21 protein-coding genes are annotated in these 26,132 nt (G+C 71.5%); 11 read left to right on the top strand and 10 right to left on the bottom strand.

Going from position 1 to position 26,132, the window contains the following annotated elements:
• A complete protein-coding gene (locus FYX01_RS08025; protein WP_150239132.1) occupies positions 1 to 1,005 on the top strand; it encodes a stage II sporulation protein M in 1,005 nt (334 codons plus the stop codon).
• A 40-nt stretch (positions 1,006 to 1,045) separates the two neighbouring features.
• A complete protein-coding gene (locus tag FYX01_RS08020; protein WP_150239130.1) occupies positions 1,046 to 1,228 on the top strand; it encodes a DUF397 domain-containing protein in 183 nt (60 codons plus the stop codon).
• 21 nt (positions 1,229 to 1,249) lie between these two features.
• On the opposite strand, the gene FYX01_RS08015 is transcribed toward FYX01_RS08020, so the two are convergent.
• The 6 genes from FYX01_RS08015 to FYX01_RS07990 form a co-directional block, all read right to left on the bottom strand.
• Positions 1,250 to 3,262: a tetratricopeptide repeat protein gene (locus FYX01_RS08015; protein ID WP_150239128.1), complete on the bottom strand. Its 2,013-nt coding sequence runs from the start codon at positions 3,260 to 3,262 to the stop codon at positions 1,250 to 1,252.
• A gap of 317 nt (positions 3,263 to 3,579) precedes the next feature.
• A complete protein-coding gene (locus FYX01_RS08010) occupies positions 3,580 to 4,881 on the bottom strand; it encodes a DUF58 domain-containing protein (protein ID WP_150239126.1) in 1,302 nt (433 codons plus the stop codon).
• Positions 4,881 to 5,864 carry an AAA family ATPase gene (locus tag FYX01_RS08005; RefSeq protein ID WP_150239124.1) on the bottom strand — a complete coding sequence of 328 codons (984 nt, stop codon included), beginning with the start codon at positions 5,862 to 5,864 and terminating at the stop codon, positions 4,881 to 4,883. The genes FYX01_RS08010 and FYX01_RS08005 overlap by 1 nt, the downstream gene beginning before the upstream one ends.
• Before the next feature lie 58 nt (positions 5,865 to 5,922).
• Positions 5,923 to 7,128, bottom strand: coding sequence for a DUF4350 domain-containing protein (locus FYX01_RS08000; protein ID WP_150239122.1), 1,206 nt, complete (start codon positions 7,126 to 7,128; stop codon positions 5,923 to 5,925).
• Entirely contained in the window at positions 7,125 to 7,754 is a 630-nt protein-coding gene (locus FYX01_RS07995) for a DUF4129 domain-containing protein (RefSeq protein WP_150239120.1), read from the bottom strand. Before FYX01_RS07995 ends, FYX01_RS08000 begins: the two co-directional genes overlap by 4 nt.
• Positions 7,751 to 9,289, bottom strand: coding sequence for a DUF7847 domain-containing protein (locus tag FYX01_RS07990; protein ID WP_150239118.1), 1,539 nt, complete (start codon positions 9,287 to 9,289; stop codon positions 7,751 to 7,753). The genes FYX01_RS07995 and FYX01_RS07990 overlap by 4 nt, the downstream gene beginning before the upstream one ends.
• Before the next feature lie 420 nt (positions 9,290 to 9,709).
• On the opposite strand from FYX01_RS07990, the gene mtrA reads away from it, so the two are divergent.
• From mtrA to hpf, 5 genes are all read left to right on the top strand, one after another.
• Complete coding sequence (gene mtrA / locus FYX01_RS07985; RefSeq protein WP_150239116.1) at positions 9,710 to 10,387, top strand: MtrAB system response regulator MtrA; 678 nt, start codon at positions 9,710 to 9,712, stop codon at positions 10,385 to 10,387.
• Positions 10,388 to 10,403: 16 nt separating this feature from the next.
• The gene (gene mtrB / locus FYX01_RS07980; protein WP_150239114.1) at positions 10,404 to 12,224 is read left to right on the top strand and encodes an MtrAB system histidine kinase MtrB; all 1,821 of its coding nucleotides are present in this window, start codon (positions 10,404 to 10,406) and stop codon (positions 12,222 to 12,224) included.
• Positions 12,221 to 14,083 (top strand): LpqB family beta-propeller domain-containing protein, encoded by a 1,863-nt coding sequence (locus FYX01_RS07975; RefSeq protein WP_150239112.1) that lies wholly within the window; start codon positions 12,221 to 12,223, stop codon positions 14,081 to 14,083. Before mtrB ends, FYX01_RS07975 begins: the two co-directional genes overlap by 4 nt.
• 382 nt (positions 14,084 to 14,465) lie before the next feature.
• Complete coding sequence (locus FYX01_RS07970; protein WP_150239110.1) at positions 14,466 to 15,206, top strand: ComF family protein; 741 nt, start codon at positions 14,466 to 14,468, stop codon at positions 15,204 to 15,206.
• A 697-nt stretch (positions 15,207 to 15,903) separates the two neighbouring features.
• Positions 15,904 to 16,569 (top strand): ribosome hibernation-promoting factor, HPF/YfiA family, encoded by a 666-nt coding sequence (gene hpf, locus FYX01_RS07965; protein WP_150239106.1) that lies wholly within the window; start codon positions 15,904 to 15,906, stop codon positions 16,567 to 16,569.
• Between the two features lie 257 nt (positions 16,570 to 16,826).
• On the opposite strand, the gene FYX01_RS07960 is transcribed toward hpf, so the two are convergent.
• Positions 16,827 to 17,351 carry a hypothetical protein gene (locus tag FYX01_RS07960; RefSeq protein ID WP_150239104.1) on the bottom strand — a complete coding sequence of 175 codons (525 nt, stop codon included), beginning with the start codon at positions 17,349 to 17,351 and terminating at the stop codon, positions 16,827 to 16,829.
• A 461-nt stretch (positions 17,352 to 17,812) separates the two neighbouring features.
• Here FYX01_RS07960 and secA point away from each other — a divergent pair, with 461 nt between their 5' ends.
• Entirely contained in the window at positions 17,813 to 20,656 is a 2,844-nt protein-coding gene (gene secA / locus FYX01_RS07955; RefSeq protein WP_150239102.1) for a preprotein translocase subunit SecA, read from the top strand.
• A 118-nt stretch (positions 20,657 to 20,774) separates the two neighbouring features.
• On the opposite strand, the gene FYX01_RS07950 is transcribed toward secA, so the two are convergent.
• The 3 genes from FYX01_RS07950 to FYX01_RS07940 form a co-directional block, all read right to left on the bottom strand.
• Positions 20,775 to 21,341 (bottom strand): DM13 domain-containing protein, encoded by a 567-nt coding sequence (locus tag FYX01_RS07950; RefSeq protein WP_150239100.1) that lies wholly within the window; start codon positions 21,339 to 21,341, stop codon positions 20,775 to 20,777.
• 198 nt (positions 21,342 to 21,539) lie between these two features.
• Positions 21,540 to 23,018, bottom strand: coding sequence for a PTS transporter subunit EIIC (locus tag FYX01_RS07945; RefSeq protein ID WP_150239098.1), 1,479 nt, complete (start codon positions 23,016 to 23,018; stop codon positions 21,540 to 21,542).
• A gap of 46 nt (positions 23,019 to 23,064) precedes the next feature.
• Complete coding sequence (locus FYX01_RS07940) at positions 23,065 to 23,802, bottom strand: GntR family transcriptional regulator (protein ID WP_150239095.1); 738 nt, start codon at positions 23,800 to 23,802, stop codon at positions 23,065 to 23,067.
• Positions 23,803 to 24,134: 332 nt separating this feature from the next.
• Between FYX01_RS07940 and FYX01_RS07935 the strand changes: the two genes are divergently transcribed.
• The 3 genes from FYX01_RS07935 to FYX01_RS07925 all read left to right on the top strand — a co-directional run bounded on the left by FYX01_RS07935 (position 24,135) and on the right by FYX01_RS07925 (position 26,116).
• Positions 24,135 to 25,178 carry an SIS domain-containing protein gene (locus FYX01_RS07935; RefSeq protein WP_150239093.1) on the top strand — a complete coding sequence of 348 codons (1,044 nt, stop codon included), beginning with the start codon at positions 24,135 to 24,137 and terminating at the stop codon, positions 25,176 to 25,178.
• A 118-nt stretch (positions 25,179 to 25,296) separates the two neighbouring features.
• Positions 25,297 to 25,533: a PTS sugar transporter subunit IIB gene (locus tag FYX01_RS07930; protein ID WP_150239091.1), complete on the top strand. Its 237-nt coding sequence runs from the start codon at positions 25,297 to 25,299 to the stop codon at positions 25,531 to 25,533.
• 94 nt (positions 25,534 to 25,627) lie between these two features.
• Positions 25,628 to 26,116, top strand: a complete 489-nt coding sequence (locus tag FYX01_RS07925; RefSeq protein WP_150239089.1) for a PTS sugar transporter subunit IIA — start codon at positions 25,628 to 25,630, stop codon at positions 26,114 to 26,116.
• The last annotated feature ends 16 nt before the right edge of the window (positions 26,117 to 26,132 follow it).

Raw genomic sequence — 26,132 nt, 5'->3', positions numbered from 1 at the left:
GTGGATATCGACGTGTTCGCCGCGGCGCACGCCCCGGAGTGGAAACGGCTGGACGACCTGGTGCGCAGGCGCCGCTCACTGGACGGTGAGGAGATCGACGAGCTCGTCGACCTCTACCAGCGCGTGTCCACCCACCTGTCGGTGGTGCGCTCCTCCGGGCAGGACCCCGCGCTGGTGGGCAGGCTGTCCGCGCTGGTCGCACGGGCCAGGTCGGCGGTGACCGGAGCGCACGCGTCCGCGTGGCGCGACGTCGGAGGGTTCTTCACCCGGGTGTTCCCGGCGGTGCTGTACCGGCTGCGGTGGTGGTGGATCGGCACCACGGCGGGCACGCTGGTGGTCGCGGGGGCCACCGCCGCCTGGGTCGCGGCCAACCCCGACGTGCTGCACGCCCTGGGTACGCCGGAGTTCATCGCGCGGTACGTCGACTACGAGTTCGCGAACTACTACATGGAGAACCCCCGGGGCTCGTTCGCCGCCCAGGTGTGGACCAACAACGCGTGGGTGGCGGCGCAGGCGATCATCTTCGGGGTGGCCTTCGGCCTGCCGACCCTGGCGGTGCTGCTGATGAACGCCGTCAACGTGGGTGTCGGCGCCGGGATCATGATCGCCCACGGCCAGGGCGACGTGTTCTTCGGGCTGATCCTGCCGCACGGCATGCTGGAGCTGACCGCCGTCTTCGTCGCGGGCGGGGTGGGCCTCAAACTCGGCTGGACGATCATCGCGCCGGGAGACCGCACCCGCGTGCGCGCCCTGGGCGAGGAGGCGCGTGCCGCCATCGCCGTGGCCCTCGGACTGGTCGTGGTGCTGTTCGTCTCCGGCCTCATCGAGGGCCTGGTGACCGGCAACGCGGCGGCGGGCCACATCCCGGTCCCGGTCGCCCTGGGCATCGGCGGCCTGGCGGAGCTGCTGTTCCTGGTCTACGTGTTCACGGTGGGGAAGAAGGCCTACCAGGAGGGCGAGACGGGCGACATCGAGAACGCCCCGCAGGCCGTGCCGGTGGCCTGAGGGCCTGTCCCGGGGGAGTCCGCCGTGCCATCGTCGGAGTATGGACACCGACGCCCCCCGCTGGTTCAAGAGTTCCCACAGCAGCTTCGAGGGCGGCTGCCTGGAGACCGCCTTCACCGACCGTCCCGTGCTACTGGTGCGGGACACCCAGAACCGGGAGGACGCGGTACTCGGTGTTGGCGCGGGCGAGTGGGCGGGGCTGCTGCGCCTGCTCAAGGCCTGACGGGGACGACCCCTGGCGGTGTCATTCCTCGTCGAGCTGACGGAGGGACCCCTCCTCCTGCTCCAGCGCCAGCAGGGTGTGGGGATGGTCCTCTCCCAGCAGTGACGTACGTATCCCGGCCACGCGGCCGAACATCGTGGCCGCCGCAGCGTGGTTCCCGCGAGCGGAGGCGACCCGGGCCAGGTAGTAGTCGGACATGACCGTGTCCGGATGCCGCTCGCCCAGAGTGCGTGCCCGGGCCCGGCGCACCCGCCGAAAACCGTCCTCGGCGGTGTCCAGGTCGCCTTTGAGCATGCGGACGTAGGCCAGGTTCTCCAACGCCTGCAACGCGGTCGGGTGCCCGTTCTCCTCCCCGTGGGCCTCCCAGAGGGCGTGGAACTCCGCTGCGGCTGTGTCCAGGTCGCCGCGGATCCCGGTCATCAGGGCGAGTTGGTGCCGGGTGCTCAGGGTGTCGGAGTGCGCGTGACCGAGCACGGCCGCCCGGTCGCGGTACACCGAACGGTAGACCTCCTCGGCTTCCCCGGTCCGCTCCTGCGCACGAAGGGCGTCGCCCAGCTCGTGTCTGGCCCGGAGCGTGGCCGGGTGCTTCTCTCCCAGGAGCTTCACCGCTTTCGCCAACGCCGGCCGGATGATGCCGAGCGCGAGCTCGGGAAAGCCGAGCACGGTCAGGGACCGGACACCGGACACCATGCTGTCGACCAGGATGGGGTCGTCCTCGGAGCGCAGCCGGGCGTCCAGCTCGGCGATCGCGGAACGGGCACGCACCTCGAAGCCCGGATCCCGGTCGCGCTGCCGGTCGAGCAGTTTCCGGGCCTCCTCCACCAGGGGGAGGTCCCCCTCCTCTAATCCGGCACGGACGGTCTCCGACACCAGCGGATGCAGGCGCAGCGCGGTCTCCCCCCGGGACGAGGTAACGGAGACCAGTCCGTGGACCGTCAGCGCGTTGACGGCTCTCGCCAGACCGGCTCCGTCCAGGGGCCCGAGGACGCCGCCGTCCAGCTCCGACAGCGGCAGCCGACGCAGCGGAACCCCGCTGGCGCCCGGCCCCAGCACCGACAGCAGCCCCAGTAGCGGAGCGGCCGTGGGCTCCTTCTCCGCCACCAGCCGCAGGGAGAGGTCCCACACCCCCGCCAACAGCCCGCGCTCGGCTTCGGTGCCGCTGACGAAGGGCGCGGCCAGCTCGTCCAGCGTGCCGATGTCCCCGCCGAGCCTGTCCAGCAGCGCGTGCGCGTCGGGGAACAGTATCCGGTGCGTGGCCAGGATGCGCCCGGCCAGGTGCAGGGCGAGCGGCACCCCGCCCAGGCGTCCGGCCAGCTCCTCCGCGCCCGCGAGCTCCGAGGGCCCGCCCAGCCCCGCGTGGTCGGCCAGGGCCGCGGTCGCGGCCGACACCTCCAGCTCCCCGAGCCGGTGCACCCGTGCGGGCGCCCACTGGGCGGGGTCGTCCACCCGGCTGGTCACCAGTACGAACCCGCCCGGGCTCGCCCGCATCCACCCCAACTGGTCACCGGGGCGGTTCGCCGGATCCAGCTCCTCGGGCCGGTCGGCGTTGTCGATCACCAGCAGCCACGGCCGGGGAGCGACGTCCAGGTGCCGCCACACCCACCGCGCCGCCTGGTGCCGGGTCCCCCTGACCTGCTCGGCCTCCTGTCGGGAGCCGCCCACCTCCACGGCGGCCTCCACCATGCTCGCCGCGACGTTTCCCGGCCGCACCCAGAACACCGTCCACCCGTCGTGCCGTGCCCGTTCGGCCAGCGCCGCCGCCACCGTGGTCTTGCCGAACCCGCCCGGCCCGGTCAACACGTGCGGAACCGGGGCTCCGGCCCCCATGGCCTCGGCGAAAGCCTCCAGGAGCTCCTCACGGCCGCGCACGGCGGTCGCCGGCCGGGGCGGGTCCAGGGACACATCCGCGGGCGGCGGAGGCGCCGCCGGGGGTGCCTGGAGGGTCACACCTCCGTGGATGTCGCGTGCCTGGAGCAGCTGGCCGTGGACGGCGCCGGAGGAGGCGTTGCCATGGGAACCGGGGGGAGAAGCCATGCCCCCATACTGCCCGCACGGGACGTCCCCGGGTGAGATGCTCTCGCACGGGTCCCGCAAGAGGCGGTACGGCGTGTCACACCCCGGCCGTATGACGGTGATCAGTCTTCGCCCGGGCGAGCGGACGGAACAGGGACCACAGGGGTTGGCGCACGGCCGTGACCGCTCCGCGCGTGGTGGCCTGTACCGCCTTCGAACGGACCGTCGGGTCCGGGGACACGAACGGCGCGGCCCGCGTCACCGCGTCGGACCGCGGGGCCCGTTCAGCCCGTCGACCGTGGTGGTCGCACCGCCGTCGACCGGCGGCTCCGGCCTCCCTACAGCCTTCCCCGCGCCTTGAGGTTGATGTAGGCGTCGGCCAGCGCGGGCGCGATGTGCTCCGGGTCGGCGTCGACCACCTCCACGCCCATCCGGCGCAGTTCGGCGGTCACCCGTCGCCGCTCGCCCAGCGTCCGCTCGGCCGCCGCCGCCCGGTACAGCGCGTCCGCACCGCCCCGCTCGGCGGCCATCCGGTCCACCTCGGGGTCCCTGACCGCCGCCACCAGGAGCAGGTGCCGGGAGGTCAGCGCGGGCAGCCTCGGCAGCAGCCCCTCCTCCAGGGCCACCGCGTTCAGGTCGGTCAGCAGCACCACCAGCCGCCGGGTCCGCCCCTGCGTACCCAGGACGGTCCCCACCAGCCCCGCCGGGTCGGACTCCACCAGTTCCGCCTCCAGCGGTGCCATGGCCTCCACGATCCGGCCCACCTGGCTGCCCTTGCCCGACGAGCGCACCTGCGCGCGCGTGCGCCGGTCGTAGGCCATGAAGTCCACCCGGTCGCCCGCCTTGCCCGCCAGCGCCGCCAGCAGCAGCGCCGCGTCCATGGCGTGGTCCAGACGCGGGGTGTCGCCCACCCGGCCGGCCGACGTGCGCCCGGTGTCCAGCACGATGAGGATGCGCCGGTCCCGCTCGGGCCGCCACGTGCGCACCACCACGCCGCTGCCCCGGGCCGTGGCCCGCCAGTCGATCGACCGCACGTCGTCTCCGGGCACGTAGTCGCGCAGCGAGTCGAACTCGCTGCCCTGACCGCGCACCATCGCCGTGTGCTGACCCTCCAGCTCGCGCAGTCGCGACAGCTTGCCCGGCAGGTGGCGCCTGCTGTGGAACGGCGGCAGTGTGCGTACCGTCCACGGCGCCGACAGCGTCCGCTGCCTGCCCGCCAGTCCCAGCGGTCCCACACTGCGCAGGGTCACTCCGGCGGCCCGGGCGTCGCCGCGCCGTGTCGGGGTCAGGGTGGTCCTCACCCGCCGCCGTTCCCCGGCCGCCACCCGCAGCGGCTGCCCGCGCGGCGCGGCGTGCGAGCTCGGCGGCCAGGCGTCGCGCACCGATCCGCGCAGGCCTCGCCGCGTGGGGTTGGCGACGACCACGGACACCGTCGCCGAGTCGCCCAGGCGCAGCGACGTGTCGCCGTCCCGGGACAGGCGCATCGCCCCGGGGCTGGCCGCCAGCAGAACGTCCACCGCCAGCAGCGCCACCAGCACCACCATGGCGACCGCGGTCGCCACGGCACCGATCAGACCGGACAGCGCCACCGCGACCGTCGCCGCCAGCGCCAGCAGTACCGCCCGGCCGGTGACCACCATCAGCGCGGTACCGGGACGGAGGCGAGCACACCGTCCAGGATGCCGTCGGTGGTGGCCCCCTCCAGCTCGGCCTCCGGGCGTAGCGCGATCCGGTGCCGCAGGGTCCCCTTGGCCAGGGCCTTCACGTCGTCGGGGGTGACGTAGTCGCGCCCCGACAGCCACGCCCACGCCCGGCTGGTGCGCAGCAGCGCCGTCGCACCGCGTGGGGACGCGCCCAGCTGCAGCGACGGCGACTGCCGGGTGGCCCGGCACAGGTCCACGATGTAACCCAGGACCTCGGGCGCCACCCGCACCCCCTCCACGGCCAGCCGACCGGCCCGCAGTTCGGCGGCACCCGCCACGGCGGTCACCCCGGCCGCCTCCAGGTCGCCCGGGTCGAAGCCGGCCGCGTGGCGGCCCAGCATCTCCACCTCGGCCGCCCGCGGGGGCAGGGGGATGGTCACCTTCAGCAGGAACCGGTCCAGCTGCGCCTCGGGCAGCGGGTAGGTGCCCTCGTACTCCACCGGGTTCTGGGTGGCGGCGACCATGAACGGCTCCGGCAGCGCGGCGGGCCTCCCCTCCACGGTCACCTGCCGCTCCTCCATGGCCTCCAGCAGCGACGCCTGGGTCTTGGGCGGGGTCCGGTTGATCTCGTCCGCCAGGAGCAGGTTGGTGAAGACCGGTCCCCTGAGGAACTCGAACTTCGCGGTGTGCTGGTCGTAGACGAGCGAACCCGTCACGTCGCCCGGCATCAGGTCCGGGGTGAACTGCACCCGCTTGTGGTCCAGGGACAGGGCCGCCGACACGGTGCGCACCAGCAGCGTCTTGGCGACACCGGGCACGCCCTCCATCAGCACGTGGCCGCGGCACAGCAGCGCCACGACCATCGCGGTCACCGTCTCGTCCTGACCCACGACCGCCTTGGCCACCTCGCGGCGCAGGGCGACCAACGCCGCACGCGCCTCGTCGGCTGATGGCAGTGCCTCGGGTGTGAAGGCGCTCACGTGCCGTCTACCTCTCTCGATACCTCAGTGGTCGTTCTCTGGTCCGTGCGTGTGGGCGTCATCGCAGCCTCCGAGCCCGTTCGTCGAGTTCGTCGGCGAGCCGGACCAGCGAGTCGTCGTCTCCCGCGTACGGGTCGGGCCGTCCGGGGTGGAGCAGTTCCCGCAGGTGCTGGGGATCGTCGCCGGTCCGCTCCGCGACGGCCGTCACGACCGCCTCGGGCCCGGCGTCCGCGCTCAGCCCGAGCTTGGGCACCGTCCGCTCCAGGAACCCGGCGCGCAGCGCCGCCGCGGCCCGGTCCCGGGCCTTGCGCGACTGGTACAGCCCCGCGCGGCCCTCGGTGGTCTCCGAGGCGCGCACCACCACGGGCAGCGACTCGGGCACCAGCGCGCCCATCCGGCGTCCCCGCCACAGAGCCAGCAGTGCCAGCGTCGCCACCAGCGGGACCAGGGACCAGAGCAGTCCCAGCGGCAGCAGCTCCCACAGGCTCGCACCGCCCTCCTGCTGGGGCGGGTCCGGGCGCAGCCACACCACGTCCTCTGCGTCCAGGAGGTTCAACGCCAGCGCGGCGTTGCCCCCGGCGCCGAGCGCGGTGTTGGTCAGCGGCCTCCCGGTGCCCAGCACCGTGGTGGTCGTCCCGTCCCCGCGCACCCGGACCAGTGCGTGGCCGTCCTCCCCCGGGTAACAGCTCACCGAGCCTGAGGGAGCCGTGTACAGCTCACCGCCGACCTGGGCGTCGCCCGCCGCCTCGGCGGCCGACAGGTCGCACCCGGGGGAGTAGGCGGTCTCCAGGAACCGGCCGGGCTCCTCCCGCCCGGTCATCTCCACCCCGGGCGCGAACGCCTCCAGGGATCGCGTGGACGGCCGCACCAGGACGGTGTCCACGTCGAGGGCGGCCAGGGAGTCCAGCTCCTCGGGAAGCAGCCGGTGGTCCAGGAAGACCGCCAGCACGGTGTCGTCCCCGGCCGCCGCCACGGCCTCCTCGGCGGCGGCCGAGGAGCGCGTCACGTGCACGTCGCGGTCCTGCTCCAGTACGTTCACCAGCGCCCGGGTGCCTTCGGGGGAGACGGACTCCGGTTCCAGGTGTCCTGTGGGGAACTGCTCGGTGCCCAGGGACAGCAGCACCGACACCGTGACGAGCGCGGTGACCACGGCGGCCGGGACGCGCACCGAGCGCCACACACGCAGGGCACGCGAGCCCTCGGGCGGCGGCGTGCGACCGGGCGCGGGTGCCCTGGGCGGCGCGGCGGGGGCGTCGGCCGTCATCTCCCCACCCCCTCGGCGGGACGTGCGGCCCGGAGCCGCGCGTCCAGCTCGCGCAGCACGCGCGCGGAGCCGGCGGTCGCCGGGCGGTCGCCGTAGACCACGTCGTTGAAGATCCGGGCGCCCTCGCGCAGGCCCCCGGCCTCGCCGGGCAGTACGGCCGAGGCCTCGGCGGCCAGTTCGGTGGCGGTGCGTCCCGCGCGCGGGGTGATGACCGCCCTGTCCTCCAGGTCCACGCTGACGGCCCTCAGCCTCTCGGTGACGGCGGCGGCGAACTCGCCCGCGGCCTCGTGCCGGTCGGCGGCGGCGCGGTGGTCGGTGGCCGTCATCGGCGCGTTCTCGTGCACGGGCACCCCGGCCGCGCGGTCGCGGGACGGGCGCAGCCAGACGATCAGCCAGACGACCAGGACCGCGACCAGCACCAGCAGCGGGCCCAGGACCGTCCAGCCGCCCAGGAACTCCGGCGCACCCTCCGTGAAGCTCGCGAGCAGCTCGCGGAGCCACAGGAGGAAACGGTCGATCAGCGACGGCTCCTGCTCCCCGTAGAGGGGATCGCTCAGCTCCTCGACGGCGCGGCGCCGCCCCTCCTCCCGGGTCACCTCATCGACGGCCGCGAGGTGCGTCCTCACGTCCGCGGCTCCGGCAGGTAGATCTCCGGACCCGCCTCGTAGCCCGCCTGGGCCGCGTCGTGCAGTCTCAGGTCGAGGCCCTCACGGCGCATCCTCAGGTCCACGTAGAGCAGGGTGTTGACCCCCGCGGAGAACGGCTGGGTGATGGCGTACACCAGCACCGTGCCCACGTAGGTCAGGGCGCCGGAGGCGACCACGGACCAGGTCGCGGTCGGATCGACGAAGCCGAACACGCCGGTGGCGATGCCGAACGGCATGTTGAGGATCATGCCGACCACGAGGACGAGGAGCCCGGTCAGCAGCCAGTAGCCGAGGGTGCGCCACCACTGGTCCTGGGACAGCCGCCAGGAGCGGGCCATGGCCCGGCCGGGGCCGAGGCGTTCGAGGACGACCAGAGGCATGGCGTAGTAGAGCCGGATCCAGATCCAGGTGCTCGGCGCGACGACGGCGGCCAGGGCCAGGACGAAGACGACGGCGCCCACGGCGAATCCGGCGCCCGGACCCGACTCCGTGCCCACGAAGAAGCCGAGTACGACCGCTCCGACCAGTCCGGCCGTGGCGACGATCCACATGAGGAACTGGATGCCCAGCTTGATCAGGGCGAGGCCGATGACCGCGCCCAGCCGTCCGCGCGCGGCCTCCCACGCCTGCCGCGGCGTGAGCCGGTGGCCGAGGACGGCCATGCCGATCGTCGCGGCGAGCAGTCCCAGCACGATGAATCCGCCGAGGTAGACGAAGAGCTCGCCCAGGTAGACCAGGCCGATGGTCAGCGGAGAGCTGGGGAAGAGCGGTGCGCTCGGGTCCATGGCCGTGGGGTCGGCCATGACCTCGTCCAGCCAGGTCGTGTAGTCGTTCAGGAACCAGGTCGAGGCCAGCGTGCTCAGGACGGCGGCGAAGGCCATGACGATCAGCGACAGGCCGACGGTGGTCCTGGGGTTGGTCCGGATGAGGCCGAACGCGCCGTTGAAGATGTCACCGAGGGACAGGGGCCGCAGCGGGACGACGCCGGGCTTGGGCGCGCGCGGCGCGCCGGGGGGCATCGGGGCGCCGTAACCGTACTGCTGTCCGTACTGTGGCTGCTGTCCGTAACCGGGGGGAGGACCGTATCCCGGCGGACCCCCGCCGTACGGCGGCTGCTGCCCGGAGGCGTACTGTCCGTACTGCTGTCCGTACTGTGGCTGCTGTCCGTAACCCGGGGGCGGACCGTGTCCCGGCGGCTGTCCGTGGGGTGCCTGCCCGCCGTGGCCCTGTTCCCCGTACCCGTACCGGCCGTAGCCGGGAGCCTGCCCGTATCCCTGCTGACCGGGGTGCCGTTGTTCCGGCCCCGGCTGCCGGCCGTGGGGCGTCTGCTCCCGCTCGGGAGGCGCGAACCCCGGTCGGCCCCCCGGGGGTGCGGCGGGCGCGGACGGGTTCTCCTGGCCGGGCGCCGCCCAGCCGCCGGGCTCCGGCCGGGGAGCGGACTCGGGAGTTCCACCGCCGCCCGGCCCGTCCGGGGCGTCCCCCGACGTGTCCCGGTGGTCGTCCTCCTGGGTCATCTGCCACGCCCTCCATGGGGTTCGTCCGAGCCGAGCGAGCGGATCGGCGCGATTCCTGCCGTCTGGGAAACCAACCTACCCGCCGGTTCCACCGCTGCCCGGCGGTACTGGTGCGTATGCAGGTTCAACCCACCCACTTCATTCCTTTTGTATGCTTTCTGTTATCAACAGGCCAAGTCGCGAAGGTTCACGGGCCAGCTCAGCAGGGCCGACGCGCCTGTGACCGAGACCGGTCCGTACGGACCGAAAAACATCGACCACTCTCCCAACACCGCCCGAAGGTGGCAAGGTGGGGAGAAGAAGCAGTTCTTTGCGTCGAGGGCGCACCGAACGTTTGTGCCGCTGAGTGTTTCCAGAGAGAGGAGTAGGCGCCGCCCACCCGCCCACGGGCGGGTCTGACTCCCGGCGCCGGACACACCGATGAAGGGACGTGTACTGGTTGTCGACGACGACCTCGCCCTCGCCGAGATGCTCGGTATCGTTCTGCGCGGTGAGGGGTTCGAGCCCTCGTTCGTGCATGACGGCGACAAGGCCATGGAGGCCTTCCGCGAGACCAAGCCCGACCTGGTCCTCCTCGACCTGATGCTGCCCGGGGCCGACGGGATCGACGTGTGCCGTCAGATCCGCACCGAGTCCGGTGTGCCCATCGTGATGCTCACGGCCAAGAGCGACACCATCGACGTCGTCCTGGGCCTGGAGTCCGGTGCTGACGACTACATCGTCAAGCCCTTCAAGCCCAAGGAGCTCGTGGCCCGCGTCCGCGTGCGGCTGCGCCGCACCGAGGAGCCCGCACCCGAGGTCCTGCAGATCGGGGACATCACCATCGACGTCGCCGGGCACGCCGTGCGCCGCGACGGCGAGCAGATCAGCCTCACCCCGCTGGAGTTCGACCTCCTGGTCGCCCTGGCCCGCAAACCGCGCCAGGTCTTCACCCGCGAGGTGCTGCTGGAACAGGTCTGGGGTTACCGGCACGCCGCCGACACCCGCCTGGTCAACGTCCACGTGCAGCGTCTGCGGGCCAAGATCGAGAAGGACCCGGAGCACCCCGAGGTCGTCGTGACCGTTCGCGGTGTCGGCTACAAGGCCGGTACCGCCTGATCCCACCGAGCCCCACATGACCGCAGGTACACCCGAGGAGGAGCGGGCGACCGCCTCCGAGGGGCGACGGTCCGGCCCGTCAGCCGGACCGCCCGAGACCGGCGGGCGCTGGCGCGACAGCGGCACGGGACTCACCCGCGCCTACCTGTTCGCCCAGCGTGCCGCCCGTGCCCTGGTGCGCGGCGTCCACACCAACTGGCGCCGTTCGCTGCACCTCAGGGTCATCTCCACCACCCTGGTGCTGTCCCTGGTGGTGATGGTGGGCCTGGGGTACGTCCTCATCTCACAGGTACGCACCGGCCTGCTCGACGCCAAGATCGCCACGGCCGTCACCGACCACCGCGCCGGACTCAGCTACGCGCTCGTCGAACTCCAGGAGAACGAGACGGCGGACAGCAAGCGGCTCCTGTACGACCTCGCCAACGAGCTCACCAGCCGCAGCGGCGACACCGGCCTGTACAGCGTGGTCATCCGGCCCTCGGTGGGTGACGAGATCGGGTGGGCCACCGGCGAGGGCAGCGTCCCGCAGCGCCTCATCGACCAGGTCCGCCGGTCCGAGGTCGACGAGCAGCAGTACCACACGTACACGCGCATCACCACCGAGGAGGGCGGCTCCGAGGAGCCCGCGCTGGTGGTCGGTTCGCAGCTCACGCACGCCTACGAGCTGTACTACCTCTTCCCGCTCCAGCACGAGCAGGAGATCCTCGACCTGGTCCAGAACACGGTCGTCCTGGTGGGGGCCCTGCTGGTCATCCTCCTCGGGCTGATCGCGTTCGTCATCACACGGCAGGTGGTCACCCCGGTGCGCTCGGCGGCCCAGTCCGCCGAGCGGCTCTCCTCGGGCGACCTGACCGAGCGCATGGCCGTGCACGGGGAGGACGACCTCGCCAGGCTGGCACTGTCGTTCAACGACATGGCGGGCAACCTCCAGGAGAAGATCCAGGAGCTGGAGGAGCTGTCCAAACTCCAGCGCCAGTTCGTCTCCGACGTCTCACACGAGCTGCGCACCCCGCTGACCACGATCAAGATGGCCGGGGACGTGCTCTTCGACGAGCGCGAGGAGCTCGACCCCACCATGCGCCGTTCGGTGGAGCTGCTGCAGGGCCAGGTGGAGCGCTTCGAGGAACTGCTCGCGGACCTGCTGGAGATCAGCCGCCACGACGCCGGGGCCGTCACCCTGGGCATCGAGTCCCTGGACATCCGGGACGCGGTCATGAAGGCCGTCGGCGACGCCGAGCAGATCGCTGAGAGGCGCGGGATCAAGGTCGTCCTGCGCCTGCCCGCCGAGTCCTGCACGGCCGAGTACGACGCCCGCCGGATCAACCGCATCCTGCGCAACCTGGTGGTCAACGCCATCGAACACAGCGAGGGCCGCGACGTGGTGGTCACCGCCGCGGGCGACCGCGACGCGGTGGCCGTGGCCGTGCGCGACTACGGGGTGGGGCTCAAGGAGGGGGAGGAGCACCTGTGCTTCGACCGCTTCTGGCGCGCCGACCCGGCCCGCGTGCGCACCACCGGCGGCACCGGCCTGGGACTGTCCATCGCCAAGGAGGACGCCATGCTGCACGGCGGCTGGCTCCAGGCGTGGGGCATGCCCGGACAGGGCTCCCAGTTCAGGCTGTCGCTACCGCGCCGCTCCGGCGCCGAGCTGCGCGGATCCCCACTGCCCCTGGTGCCGCCGGAGATCACGCTGGGCCGCAGCTTCACCCCGTTCGCGGGGGAGGGCGGCAACGGAGCGCCCCGGTCCGAGAGGGGGCCCTCCAGGGGCGACCAGGACGACACGGACAACGGTGACAGAGGAGCCGACCAGCGCGAGGACGAGGAGAACCTGTCATGAGCGCACTGAACCGCTTCGGCCGCGCCGCGCGCGCCTGCCTGGCCGCGGCCGTGGCGGGTGTGTCCATGGCGGCGTGCGCGTCCGTCCCGATCACCGGTCCCGTCGTGACCGGCGACGGCAACGGCTCCCAGAACGACCCCTACGGGGGCTACGTGCGTCTGCTGCCCGCGGGGCCCCAGGAGGGCGTGGACCCGGCGGGGCTGGTCAGCGGCCTCCTTCAGGACATGGGCAGCTTCGAGCAGGACTACGAGGCCGCCCGCAGCTACATGCTGCCCGAGACCGGCGAGGAGTGGTCTCCGGACGGCACGGTCAAGGTCTTCCCCGACCTCGACACGGTCGACCTGGACACCCAGGTCAGCGGCGACGGGCTCACCGCCACCGTGCGGGTGCGCAGCTCGCTGGTGGCCACCATCGACGAGGGCGGCAAGTACCTCCCCGGCGATCCCGAGCGGCTGCTCGACGAGCAGTTCGTCCTGGCCCGTGAGGACGGCGACCCCGACGGGGAGTGGCGTATCCAGAGCCTTCCCGACGAGCTCGTCCTCAGCAAGCTCGACGTGGAGCGCACCCACCGGCCCTTCAACCTGTACTTCTTCAACCCCGAAGAGAACGTCCTGGTCCCGGACCCGGTCTACCTGCCGGTGAGCAACGACGAACTGGCCGGACGCCTGCTGCACAGGCTCGTCGAGGGCCCCAGCGACTGGCTGGACCCGGCGGTGCACTCCTCCTTCTCCGAGGACGCCGACGCCGAGCTGCAGGTGGAGGACAACCGGGTGACCGTCAGCGTGGCCAGCACGGGCGAGGCCGACGAGTTCGGCATGGGCGCGCAGATCGCCTGGACCCTGCGCCAGCTGCCGGAGATCCAGGAGTTCACCCTCACCGTGAACGACTCCGAGGTCGGCTTCCCGGGATCCGAGGGCGGAAGCGCCGACCGGCCGAGCCCGGGCAGCGCCTACTGGGCCGACGTGAGCCCGGGGGTGACCACGTCCGACACCCGCGTCTACTACTCGCACGAGGGCCAGCTGTGGTCGGCCTCGGACTGGGACTCCGGCACCTTCGGCGAGGCGGGGCCGGTCCTCGGCCCCCTGGGAACGGGGGAGATCCCGCTGGAGCAGTTCGCGGTGTCGCTGGACGAGCAGACCATCGCCGGGGTCACCACGGGCGGCAGCGCGGTCGTCACGAGCCAGGCGACCTCGGGCGCCGCGGCCCGGGAGGTCCTGTCCGACGGGATCTTCACCGAGTTGTCCTGGGACGTCGACGGAAACCTGTGGGTGGTCGAGGAGATCCCCGACGAGGACGAGGAGGACGAGGAGGAGCCCATCGCCGATCCCCCCAACCTCAACGGCGCCCAGCCCGCGCCGGACTCCACCGCCCTGTGGCTGCTGCGCGGCGGCGAGGAGGTGGTGCGGGTGGACGTGTCCGACCTGGGCGGCGGCTCGATAGCGGACTTCCAGGTCGCGCGGGACGGCGCCCGTGCCGCCGTGGTGACGGAGGTGGACGGACAGCGCTCGCTCCAGGTGGGCCGCGTGGTGGAGGGCTCCGACGGGCAGGTCCTCCTGGAGGCTTTCATGCCGCTGGCCGACGAGCTGGAGCAGGTCACCGAGGTCTCCTGGCGTTCGGCCGACCAACTGGTCGTGCTGGGCAGCCGCGAGGGCGGCACGAGCCAGGCGCTCCTGGTCTCACTGGACGGCGGCACGTCGTCCGCCAGCGCCGGATCCCCCGTCGCGAGCATGGTGACGATCTCGGGCGCACCCGGGCATCCGCTGGTCGCCGGTTCGGACGACGGCAACATCTGGATCTCCAACGATCCGCTCAACTGGCAGAACGTGGTGGAGGGCGGCTCGCCCACCTTCCCCGGCTAGTGGTACTTCGCCAGGTTGCCGCGTTCGCGCCGGGGTGCGAACCAGGGGGTGCCCTCCGCGCTGGTCTTGCTCCTGGCTTCTCCGTGGAGCGCCGGCAGTGCCACTGGGAGCAAGATCACCGTGGTCGGGCGCATCCCGGCGAACCCCCGCGGTCACCGCGCTACTGGGTTTCTCGTTGGTTCCACGGGCACGAGGGGCTTGGCCGTGCGGGCGTCACGAACACGCCCCCCACTACCGGGTCCCCTGCCTCCGAGGAAGCCGTTCCACCGCTGACCCGCCCCCGGACCGGCCGTCTACGGACGCCGGGTCGTCCACGGGCCTCGTCGTCCACAGGCCTCGGAAAGGGCTGGTGAAGGCCGGGACGGGAACCGATCCTGGACTGATGAACGACGCGATCCGCCGTACCGGCGTGCTGCGGCGGACGCTCGCCGCGCTGCTCGACCTGCTCCTCCCGCATCCCTGCGCCGGGTGCGCGGGCCCCTCGGGGCCGCTGTGCGGGGGCTGCCTCGCCGTGCTGGAGCGCCGTCCCCACCGGTGTGCGCCCCGACCGGGCTGCCCTCCCGTCTGGGCGGCCGGTCCCTACGCCGGACACCACCGCCGCGTGCTGCTCGCCTACAAGGAGGGCGGCGCGGACGCCCTGGCCACGCCGCTGGGCGCACGGTTGGCCGCCGCCCACACCGCGTCGGGGCTGGCCGCTCCGGACACCCTGCTCATCCCCGTTCCCGGCCGTGGACCGCCGCACGACCCCCGTGCCCCGGTCACCCGGCTGACGCTCACCTGCCTGGCGGGCGCGGGCGGTGCGGACGCCGGAAGGATGGTGCCGCTGCTGCGCTACCGGGGACGGCCCCGCCGCCAGGCCGGCCTGGGCCGGGCCGAGCGCCTGGCCAACCGGGTGGGCGCCTTCGTCGCCGACCGCCCGGAGGCGTCCGGTACGGCGCTCGGAGGCGCGGCGGTCGTGGTGGACGACGTCCTCACCACGGGCGCGACGGTGGCCGAGGCGACCCGTGCCCTGCGGGTACGCGGGATCAGGGTGACGGGAGCGATCGTTCTCGCCGAGCGCCTTCCAGGACGTGCGCCCGGTGGGGCGGAGGGCGGGACAAGAAGGTTTTACGAACCCACCTGAGCAGGCGAAAAGTCCATGTGTACAGGGATTTGCGATGGTTACCGGCGAGTTGAGCGAGTGATCACTACCTGACATCCTCGTCAGGACAGGTTACGGTCACGGTATGGCACCCGTCCGGGTCCGTGGTTGCGTCGGAGCGTCTGAGCCCCCGGGAACACCGGGGCGCTACTCCGGCAAGCCGATGCCAGGCGCAGGCGAAACGGCCCACGTAAGGCGACTTTTCGTCGACCGATCACGGTGCGCCTTAGAGGTAAGCCCTGCCCCGCGGAGGGTCCAGATGTCCCTCATGACAGGGAGAAGAGCAGTAGTCGCGTATAAGAGCGGCGACACTCTCAGCAGGCGGATGTGGGGACGAAGACCAGGTCGGCCGGACGGGTGGCATCCCATCGCCCGGGAGTCCGCCAACGGCGGGCTCCCGGGGACACTCCTCCCCGTCCCCGGGGAGCGTCCTGTTCCCATTGCGGCAGAAATCCTTTCTCCCAGCTCGGCGGCTGTTACCAATCGTGTCCATGGGGCACGTGATGACGGCGCCCATGGTGGGTATACGCACTTCCAACCAAGCCGTGCCCCCCACAGGACAGGGGCACCAGCGGAAGGGGGCTAGCGCGGGACACCCCTTTCGCCCCCCTGGCGGCGGAAGGGATGCAGAGCAGCCTGGCCGTCGCCACGGCGGCGGCCACGCGATGAAGGGGGTCCTATGGACATCATCGTCAAGGGTCGACGCACCGATGTGAGTGAGAAGTTCCGCCAGCACGTCGACAACAAGCTCGACAGGCTCTCCAAGTGGGAGAAGAAGGGCATGATCGTCGACGTGGAGGTGTCCGAAGAGCGCAACCCCAGGCTCGCCGACGTCCGCGAGCGGGTCGAGCTGACCATCCGGACCAACGGGCCGGTCATCCGGAGTGAGGCCGCCGCCTCGGACCGGTACGGTGCCCTCGACCTGGCGATCGACAAGATCGAGGCCCGTCTTCGCAAGGCGGCGGACCGGCGCAAGGTCCACCGCGGCAACCACAGTCCCGTCTCCGTCGCGGCAGCCACCGCCGACCTCCCCGGGGACATGCCCTCGACCACCGCCACCGCCACGCAGGCGCCCCCCGCCCAGCGCGGCGATGAGGAGACCGACGCCGAGGCGGGCGGAAGGTTCTCCGACGAGTTCGTCGAACTGGAGACCCAGGGGGACGTTCCCCTCATCGTGCGGGAGAAGTTCCACCGGGCCAAGCCCATGAGCATCGACCAGGCGCTGATGGAGATGGAACTCGTCGGCCACGACTTCTACCTCTTCCACGACGAGGTCAAGGACACCCCGAGCGTCGTCTACCGGCGCAAGGGCTTCAACTACGGCGTGCTCAGGCTGGTCGACTAGGTGATGTCCTCGGGGCCCCGCCTCACCCCGTGGGCCCCGTAACGGGACCGGGGCCGTGCCCGGACGGAGGGCCCGTGTTCACACGGTCGCCCGCCGTCCGACGCCTTCGGCCCGGTCCCCTCCGGCTCCGCACCGGCACCCGCACGGAAGGAAGCGGGAAACCCCTCCGTCCGACGACACCCCCCGTCTACGACACCGCCGCGGGGGGGGGGCCCCCCGCCCCCCCCGCGGCGGTGTGTGCTCCGACCCGGATTCGGCTATTCGGGGCGCTGCCCGGGACTTTCACGCTTGATCCGGTGCAGCGGAGTGTCGTGCGGCTCCTCCGACTCCTGACGGGGCGTGTCGAGGACGACGTCGCTCATCATGTCGAAGAACAGGGCCACGACGCCCGCCGCGAGCATCAGGACTCCGGCGATCACCAGAAGGACCACGGACATCCCCATGACGACGCCGAGGGCGCCCACGGTGAATCCAGCGCAGGCCAGCACCACCGCCATCCAGGAACTGAGGCGCCCCCGGTGGGCGTTGCTCGGGGCCATGCTGCCGCCCTGGCGCTGGAAACCCCGGATGCGGCCGAACCGGCTGTTGCCGTCGGGGTGCTCGTCCTCCCAGGCCAGAGCCGGGTCGTCCTCCAGCGCGTCGCGCCGCATGACGGGTGTCTCGCCGACCACTTCCTTGGCGACGTCGTCGGGAGAACGGGGGGAGGGTGTGAGCAGGTCCTTGGTGTCGGGGGCCTTCCCGCCCTCGGTTCCGCTGCCCTTCCTGCTTCGATTCGTTCGCATGGTGATCCCCCTGGGAACACGTTCGCGTTCGACGGGCCGTGGCCGTCCGGCCACGGCCGACCTCCTGTGAGATGACTACCCACGAAAGCCGGGAGGCACCAGGGACGGTGCGAAAACGGTGGGAGAGTTCCGGGTTCCCGCGTGGGGGACGCCGCCCCCTCCGGTGCCGGATGCCATGAACAGGCGAACCCCTCCCGGCGCCCCGCGGCCATGGGGCGCCCGGATCACCGCGTGTGACGTGCGGGAACATAACAACCGGTTTGCTTCGTTCCCCAAGGGGAAACGTGCGGGCGGACCCCTCACCCGAGAGGGTGGGGTGTATGGTTCGCGTCCTCTAGGATGTAGGCCCGAGGGCCCAGGAACCCCCCGCCGTCCTCCGCGGCCACGGGAAAGCGGTCAGCGGGCCCAGAGGGTCTCCACACGCGTGGAGCCAACCGCGATCTGCGAGGAGCGCATAGGAAGTGCCAGGGATACTCAACAAGCTCCTGCGCGCGGGTGAGGGAAAGATCCTGCGCCGGCTCAACAAGCTGAAGGACCAGGTCAACTCACTCGAGGACGACTACGTCGACCTCACCGACGAGGAGCTGCGGGACCTCACCCAGGAGTACAAGGAACGCTACGAGGACGGCGAGTCTCTGGACGACCTGCTCCCAGAGGCTTTCGCGACCGTCCGCGAGGCGGCCAAGCGGACCCTGGGCCAGCGCCACTTCGACGTCCAGATCATGGGTGGCGCCGCGCTCCATCTCGGCAACATCGCCGAGATGAAGACCGGTGAGGGCAAGACCCTGACCGGTACCCTCGCGGTCTACCTCAACGCCCTCGCGGGCAAGGGCGCCCACGTCATCACGACCAACGACTACCTGGCCCGGCGTGACGCCCAGAACATGGGCCGCATCTACCAGTTCCTCGGTCTCGACGTCGGCGTCATCAGCCCGCAGATCACCTCGGCCGAGCGCCGCAAGGCCTACGAGGCCGACATCACCTACGGTACGAACAACGAGTTCGGCTTCGACTACCTGCGCGACAACATGGCGCTCTCGCTCAAGGACACCGTCCAGCGCGAGCACTTCTTCGCCCTGGTCGACGAGGTCGACTCCATCCTCATCGACGAGGCCCGTACCCCGCTGATCATCAGCGGCCCCTCGGAGCAGAACTCCCGCTGGTACGCCGAGTTCGCCAAGATCGCCCCGCGCCTGAAGCGCGAGACCGACTACGAGGTGGACGAGAAGAAGCGCACCGTCGGCATCACCGAGTCCGGTGTGGCCAAGGTCGAGGACTGGCTGGGCATCGACAACCTCTACGAGGCCGTCAACACCCCGCTCATCAGCTTCCTCAACAACTCGCTCAAGGCCAAGGAGCTCTACAAGCGCGACAAGGAGTACATCGTCAAGGACGGTGAGGTCCTCATCGTCGACGAGTTCACCGGTCGCGTCCTGGCCGGGCGCCGCTACAACGAGGGCATGCACCAGGCCATCGAGGCCAAGGAACGCGTCAAGATCAAGGACGAGAACCAGACGCTCGCCAAGGTCACCCTCCAGAACTACTTCCGCCTCTACGAGAAGCTCGCCGGTATGACCGGTACCGCCCAGACCGAGGCCGCGGAGTTCTCCCAGACCTACGAGGTCGGCGTGGTGCCCATCCCCACCAACAAGCCGATGATCCGCGAGGACGTCAAGGACGTCGTCTACAAGCACGAGGACGCCAAGTTCCAGGCGCTCGCCGAGGACATCGCCGAGCGGCACGAGGCCGGCCAGCCCGTCCTGGTCGGTACCACCAGCGTCGAGAAGTCCGAGCTGCTGTCCCGGATGCTCAAGCGCGAGGGTGTTCCGCACGAGGTCCTCAACGCCAAGAACCACGCCCGTGAGGCCGCGATCATCGCTCGCGCGGGCAAGCTCGGCGCGGTCACCGTCGCCACCAACATGGCCGGTCGCGGTACCGACATCATGCTGGGCGGCAACCCCGACTTCCTCGCCGACGAGGATCTCCAGAGCCGCGGCCTGAGCCCGCTGGAGACCCCCGAGGAGTACGAGGCCGCCTGGCCCGAGGCGCTGGAGAAGGCCAAGGCCGACTACGAGGAGGAGCACGAGAAGGTCGTCGAGGCGGGCGGCCTGTACGTGCTCGGCACCGAGCGGCACGAGTCGCGGCGCATCGACAACCAGCTGCGCGGCCGCTCCGGCCGTCAGGGCGACCCGGGTATCTCCCGCTTCTACCTGTCCCTTCAGGACGACCTGCTGCGTCTGTTCAACAGCACTCGTCTTGAGGCGTTCATGAACCAGCTGAACATCCCGGACGACCAACCCATCGAGTCCGGCATGGTCAGCAAGGCGATCGCCTCGGCGCAGGGACAGGTCGAGACGCAGAACTTCGAGATCCGCAAGAACGTCCTCAAGTACGACGAGGTCCTCAACCGGCAGCGCAAGGTCATCTACGCCGAGCGCCGCAAGGTCCTGGAGGGCCAGGACCTGCGCGACCAGGTCGTCAGCATGCTGGAGGAGGTCCTGCGCGGCTACGTCCTGGAGGAGACCGCCGCCGGCGACCCCAGCGACTGGGACCTCGACAGGCTCTGGAGGGCGTTCAAGCAGGTCTACCCGATCAGCCTCACGGTCGACGAGTTCATCGAGGAGAACGGCGACCTGCACACGCTGACCACCCAGGTGGTCGCCGACCGCGTGGTGGAGGACGCGAACGCCGCCTACGAGGCCCGTGAGAAGGAACTGGGCGACGAGGCCATGCGTGAGGTCGAGCGCCGGGTCATCCTGCAGGTCATGGACCGCAAGTGGCGTGAGCACCTCTACGAGATGGACTACCTCCAGGAGGGCATCGGGCTGCGCGCCATGGCACAGCGCAACCCGCTGATCGAGTTCCAGCGCGAGGGCTTCGACATGTTCCAGCAGATGCTGGAGGCCATCAAGGAGGAGTCGGTCGGCTACCTCTTCAACGTCGAGGTCCAGGTCCGCAAGAAGGACGAGTCCGCGCTCACCGCCACCGCCGCGGCGCAGACCGCGGCCACCGTCGGCGGTTCCGCCAGCGCGACGGCCGTCGCCACCGCGGTGGAGGAGGACGAGGAGGCCAAGGACGCCGCCCCGCCCGCGGAGGAGGCCGAGCCCGACGAGGACGTGGTCGTCCCCGGTTTCGGCGAGGGCCGGCCCGACAGGCTCCAGTACTCCGCGCCGAGCGAGGACGGCACCGTCGAGCGGCACAGCGAGACGGCCGACGAGTACGCCGGTACGGCGCGCAACGCGCCCTGCCCGTGCGGCTCCGGCAGGAAGTACAAGAAGTGCCACGGTGACCCGGCCGTCAAGTAGGCGCCGGTAGCCCCGGCGGAAGCCGGACACGCGCGTGGGCGCGGCCCCCTCGGGCCGCGCCCACGCGCGTGTCCGGGGCGGGCGCCCGGGCACCCGCACGGACTTCGCGCGGAGGGCGTCAGAGCCGGACGGGCGCCGATCCGAAGGCCACCGAGAAGCGGTCGCACCAGATCACCACACTGGTCATCCCGCCGAGGTCGGCCTCCGCCGGGACCTCGTAGTTGGCGTCCCCCTCGTTGCCCTTGAGCGGGCCGAGCGCCACGTAACGCCCGTCGCGGTACTTGGACCAGTCACCGCCCGCCTCCTGGTCGGTGATCCACACGTGCAGGTCGGGGCCGTCACTGGTGGCCAGGTCCGTCAGGCGTACGTGCCGCGAGCCGTCGGCCAACTCCAGCACGGTGGCCGTGCCCGAGGTCTCGTGCTCCTGGGTGAGGAACCCGCCCTCGCCCAGCACCACGGGCCCGGACTCCTCCGCCGGTGCGGACGACTCCGCCGATCCCGCGGGCGCCGACGGTTCCGACGGTGCCGCGACAGGGGGCGCCTCCCGCACCGTCTGGGAGGTGAACAGCCGCCAGGGCTGGAAGGCCCACAAGCCGACCGCCGCCAGGAGCAGGGCCAGTCCCGCCGCGGCCCAGGGCAGTGGGGAACGCCGACCGTTCCCCGATGTGCCGTTGCCGTTCCTCATCGTGCCGCCTCTCTCACGTGTGGGTTCGCCTCACCGTGTTCGGAGCCGAGGGGCCCGGGGCGACCCCCGGGGCGGCGCGTTCTTCCGTGCGGGCGGGGGAGGGGCGGGAGGCCCCCCTTGCCGGCTCTTCGTTCCGGCACCCCAGGGGGGACCCCCGCACCGCCGGGCCGGATCACGGCCTGTGGCCAACCCCGGTGGTCAGCCCGAGGACCCCGACCGGTCGTCCGGCGACTTCCCGGAGTCCGGGGGGTCCTCGCCGGTGTTGGTCTCGGTGTGCGCCCGCACGGTCTCACCCGGGTCGTCCGGATCCTGTTCGCGGCCCGGAGTGGGCAGGTCGAAGCGGGTGATGAGCACGTAGAAGATCCCGAAGTAGAGCACGAAGTAGATCAACCCGAGCAACAGGATCAACCCCAGCCCGGTCGTGTTCTCCTTCGTCGCGTTCAGCAACAGGTCGATCAGTCCCGCCGAGAACCCGAAGCCCAGATGGGCGTCCAGCGCGTTCAGGATCGCCATCGAGACACCGGTCAGCACCACGTGCACCACGAACAGCGCCGGGGCCACGAAGATGAACGCGAACTCCACCGGCTCGGTGATGCCCGTCGCGAACGCGGTCAGCGCCGCCGGGATCATGATCGAGCCGATCTGTGTCCGCCGCTCCTTGTGGGCCGTCAGCCACATCGCCAGAGCCGCACCGGGCAGGCCGAACATCAGCACCGGGAAGAACCCGGACAGCAGACCGCCCGCGTCCGGGTCGCCGGCGAAGTACCGGGTGATCTCGCCGTGCGTCACGACGCCGTCGGGGGCGGTGTAGGTGCCCGACACGAACCAGATGAACGAGTTCACCACGTGGTGCAGGCCCATCGGCAGCAGAAGGCGGTTGATCACGCCGTAGGCGCCCGCGCCCAGCGCACCGGCGCCGATGATGCCCTCGCCCAGGTTCTGGATCCATCCGCCGACGACCGGCCAGATCAGGCCCAGTGCCACACCCATCAGCAGACCGGCCAGCGCCGTCACGATCGGCACGAACCGGCGTCCGCCGAAGAAGCCCAGCCAGGTCGGCAGTTTGATCCGGTGGTAGCGCTGCCACAGCAGGGCCGCGACCAGGCCCACCGCGATACCGCCGAGCACGTCGGTCGGGTTCTTCACCGCGTGGTTGATGACCGGCATGACCGCGTTCACGGCCTCCGGGTCGGTCACCGGCTCCCGTGTCACCGGATCGACCGGCAGGGGATGGACGGTCAGCCGCGACCCCAGGTCGCCGGTGGGACCGTCGAAGGTCACCATCGTCCATGTGGCGACCCGGTCGAACACCAGGTAGCCGACCACCGCGGCCAGCGCGGTCGATCCGTCGGAGCGCTTGGCGAAGCCGATCGCCACACCGATCGCGAACAGCAGGGGAAGGGCCTGGAAGACCGCGTCGCCCGCGGTGCCGACGGCACCCGCGACCGGTTCCATCCACCCCATCCCGGAGAACCCGGCCAGGCCGTCCGCGCCGAGCAGGTCGGGCTGGCCGAGGCGGAGGAGGATCGCCGCGGCGGGCAGCACCGCGATCGGCATCATCAGGCTGCGGCCGAGCCGCTGGAGGACGGCGAGGGTGGAGGAGGGGCGTTTCGTCCTCCTCGCGGTGCCGCCCGGTGGTTCCGACGCGGCTGGTGCGGGGGTCTGGTCCGAACTCATGGTGGGGGGTCCTCCCTCGGACACGCGCCTCGTGGGCGCGGGGGCGTCAGTCGCCGTGCCGCCGCGGGTCCAGCCGGGAATGCAGCTGGTAGCGGTCGGCGCGGTAGGTGGACAGTGCCAGTTCCACGCACTGTCCCTTGGTGAAGCTTCGGCGCTGCATCACCAGCACCGGGCTTCCAGCGGGCAGACCGAGGAGCCGGGAGTCCGCCGAGTCGCAGATCCCGGCCTCGATGGTCTGTTCCCCGGAATCCAACAGGATGTCGAACTCGTTTTCCAGCACTTCGTAGAGGGACCGTTCGGCGAGGTCGAAGCCCTCCAGGCCCGGGACCATGGCGGCGGGGATGTTGGAGCGCTCCACGGCCATGGGCTCGTCGTCGGCGGTACGCATGCGCTCGATGTGGTGTACCAGGGTGCCCGGCGCGATGTCGAGCATGCGGGCCGTGTGACCGCTCGCCGGGATGACCTGGCGGATCAGCTCGCGCGCACCGGGCTCGAAACCGCGGGAGCGCATGTCCTCGCTGAAGGAGGCCAGCACCAGGGACATCTCGATCTTGGGACGGGCGATGAAGGTCCCCTTGCCGGGAACCCGGTACAGCCGCCCCTCGGCCACCATCAGGTCGATGGTCTGGCGGACGGTCATCCGCGAGAGCCCGTAGGTGGCGCTGAGCTCGCGCTCGGAGGGGATCATGTCGTCCACGCCCAGCCCGGCCTCGGTGATCCAGTCCAGAAGGAGGTCGCGTAGTTGGCTGTACTTGGGCAGCGGGTTGTTGGGATCGATCGACATGGAGCGGGCGGCCTTCTCGGTCGGCGGTGGAGTTGGCGTCAGACCCTAGCGCGGGACGGGGCCGCCCGCGCTCCGGGTGCTCGGTTCCGACTCTGCCGAGGGCTTTCCGGGGCAAGCCGGACATAACTGGTATAGTCCGGACTAGACCACAGCTGCGTTCACGTGTCAATCCGCCTGACAGCAGGCGGTTCGCGCCGTCACCAGGGAAGACCGGGAGGACGCGTTCCTCCTGGTCCGAGGGGTGCCCGGCGCGGCCTCCGGCGAACGGAACGCGGTCCGGGCAGCCTGGTATCCAACCGCCCGTCAACGCCTCACACAGGGGAAGGCCCTCCATGACCACCACGACGAGCGTGATGCGCTCCGAGATCGCCGAGCAGCCGGAGGCGCTGCGCCGCACCTTCGCCGAACTGCTGCCGCTGCGCTCCGAGATCGAGGCCCTGGGCCGTTCCACCAGGCAGGTGCTGTTCATCGCGCGCGGCTCCTCCGACAACGCGGCGGTCTACGGCAGCTACCTCCTCCAGGCGTACACCGGCCGCCTGGCCACCCTGGGCTCGCCGTCCATCGCCACCACCTACGGCGCCAGGGTCGACCTGTCCGGGGTCCTGGCCGTGGCCATCTCCCAGTCCGGCAGGACCGAGGAGATCGTCGAGACCATGCGCTGGGCCGCCGACTGCGGCGCCCGCACCGTCGGCGTCACCAACGGCGCCGAGTCCCCGCTGGCCATGGAGGCCGACGTCGCCCTGGTCACCCGCGCCGGGCACGAGGTCGCGGTGCCCGCCACCAAGACCTACAACACCCAACTGGCCGCCCTCGCGGTCCTGGCCCTGGGCCTGGGGGCCGACCTGGACCCCGGCGACCTGTCCCGGGTCTGCGAGGGCATCGAGGAGACCCTCGCGGCCCCCGCCGACGCCCTGGAGGAGATCGTCGAGCGGATGGTCGCCGTACAGGGAGCGGTCATCTCCGGGCGCGGCATGGCCTTCTCCACCGCGCTGGAGGCCGCGCTGAAGCTCAAGGAGGCCTGCTACCTCCACGCCATGGGCCTGTCCTACGCGGACCTGCTGCACGGCCCCATCGCCGTCGTGGACCCGCGCACCCCCGCCCTGCTCGTGGCCGCCCCCACCGGCCCGACCCTGCAGGGCACGGTCACCCTCGCCGAACGCGTCCGCTCCGTCGGCGCACCGGTGTTCGGCTTCGGCGGCGGCGATGCCCTGGCCGCCGTCAGCGACCTGTCCGTCCCCGTCCCGGACGTGCCCGAGTGGGTGTCCCCGATGAACCTGATCGTTCCCGCCCAGCTGCTCACCGAGCGCCTGGCCCGCCGCCTGGGTTACGACCCCGACGTCCCGCGCGGTCTGAACAAGGTCACCCAGACCTCCTGAGGCCGCCCCACCCAACACCCCGTTCGGCCGTGGGCCCTGGTGTGTGCGCCGCGTCGCCCATAAGCTCGCCCCCAGGCCTCGGGGACACCCCCGTTCCATGGCAGAACACGGAGGACACATGGCTGACAAGGCAACGGCGATCGTCGCCGGGCTGGGCGGTGCGGACAACATCGAGGACATCGAGGCCTGCATCACCCGCCTGCGCACCGAGGTGGCCGACCCCGGTCTGGTGGACGAGAACGCCCTCAAGGCGTCGGGCGCGCACGGGGTCCTCGTCTCGGGGAACGTCGTCCAGGTGGTGGTCGGCCCTGAGGCCGACTCCCTCACCGACGACATCCGGGACCTGCTCGAATAGGCGGTGTTCCCCGACGGTTCCTCTCCGCCCGGCCGTCGTGCGAACGACACCCCCACGTGCGGATCAAACCGTTCTGGAAGGGAAGGCATCCCCCATGTCAGACGTGACCGGTGCGCTGCGCGTACTCTCCCCCGTGCCCGGAACGGCGCTGTCCCTCGAAACGGTGCCCGACCCCGTGTTCTCCCAGTCCATGGTCGGACCCGGGGTCGCCGTCCACCCCGAGCCCGGCCAGGAGGGCGGGCAGGAGGGGTTCCAGGAAGCCGTGTCCCCCATCGGGGGGACCCTGGTGAAACTGCACCCCCACGCGTTCGTGGTGATGGCCCCCGACCAGCGCCGGGGCGTGCTCGTCCACCTGGGTATCGACACCGTCCAGCTGGCGGGGGAGGGGTTCACCCTCCTCGCCGCCGAGGGCGACGACGTCGAGGCGGGCACCCCGGTGGTCCGCTGGTCCCCGGGCATGGTCGCGGCCCAGGGGCGGCCGTCGGTGGTCCCGGTGGTCGCGCTGGACGCGCCGCCCGACGTGCTCGGCGACGTCGCCAGCGGCGCGGTCGAGCACGGGGACCTCCTCTTCACCTGGAGCTGAGCGGCCGGTGCGCGGG

This window comes from Nocardiopsis quinghaiensis (assembly GCF_008638365.1).
Lineage (GTDB): Bacteria > Actinomycetota > Actinomycetes > Streptosporangiales > Streptosporangiaceae > Nocardiopsis > Nocardiopsis quinghaiensis.
The sequence above is the reverse complement of the archived record's forward strand: the minus strand, read 5'-3'. Positions and strand labels throughout refer to the sequence as shown.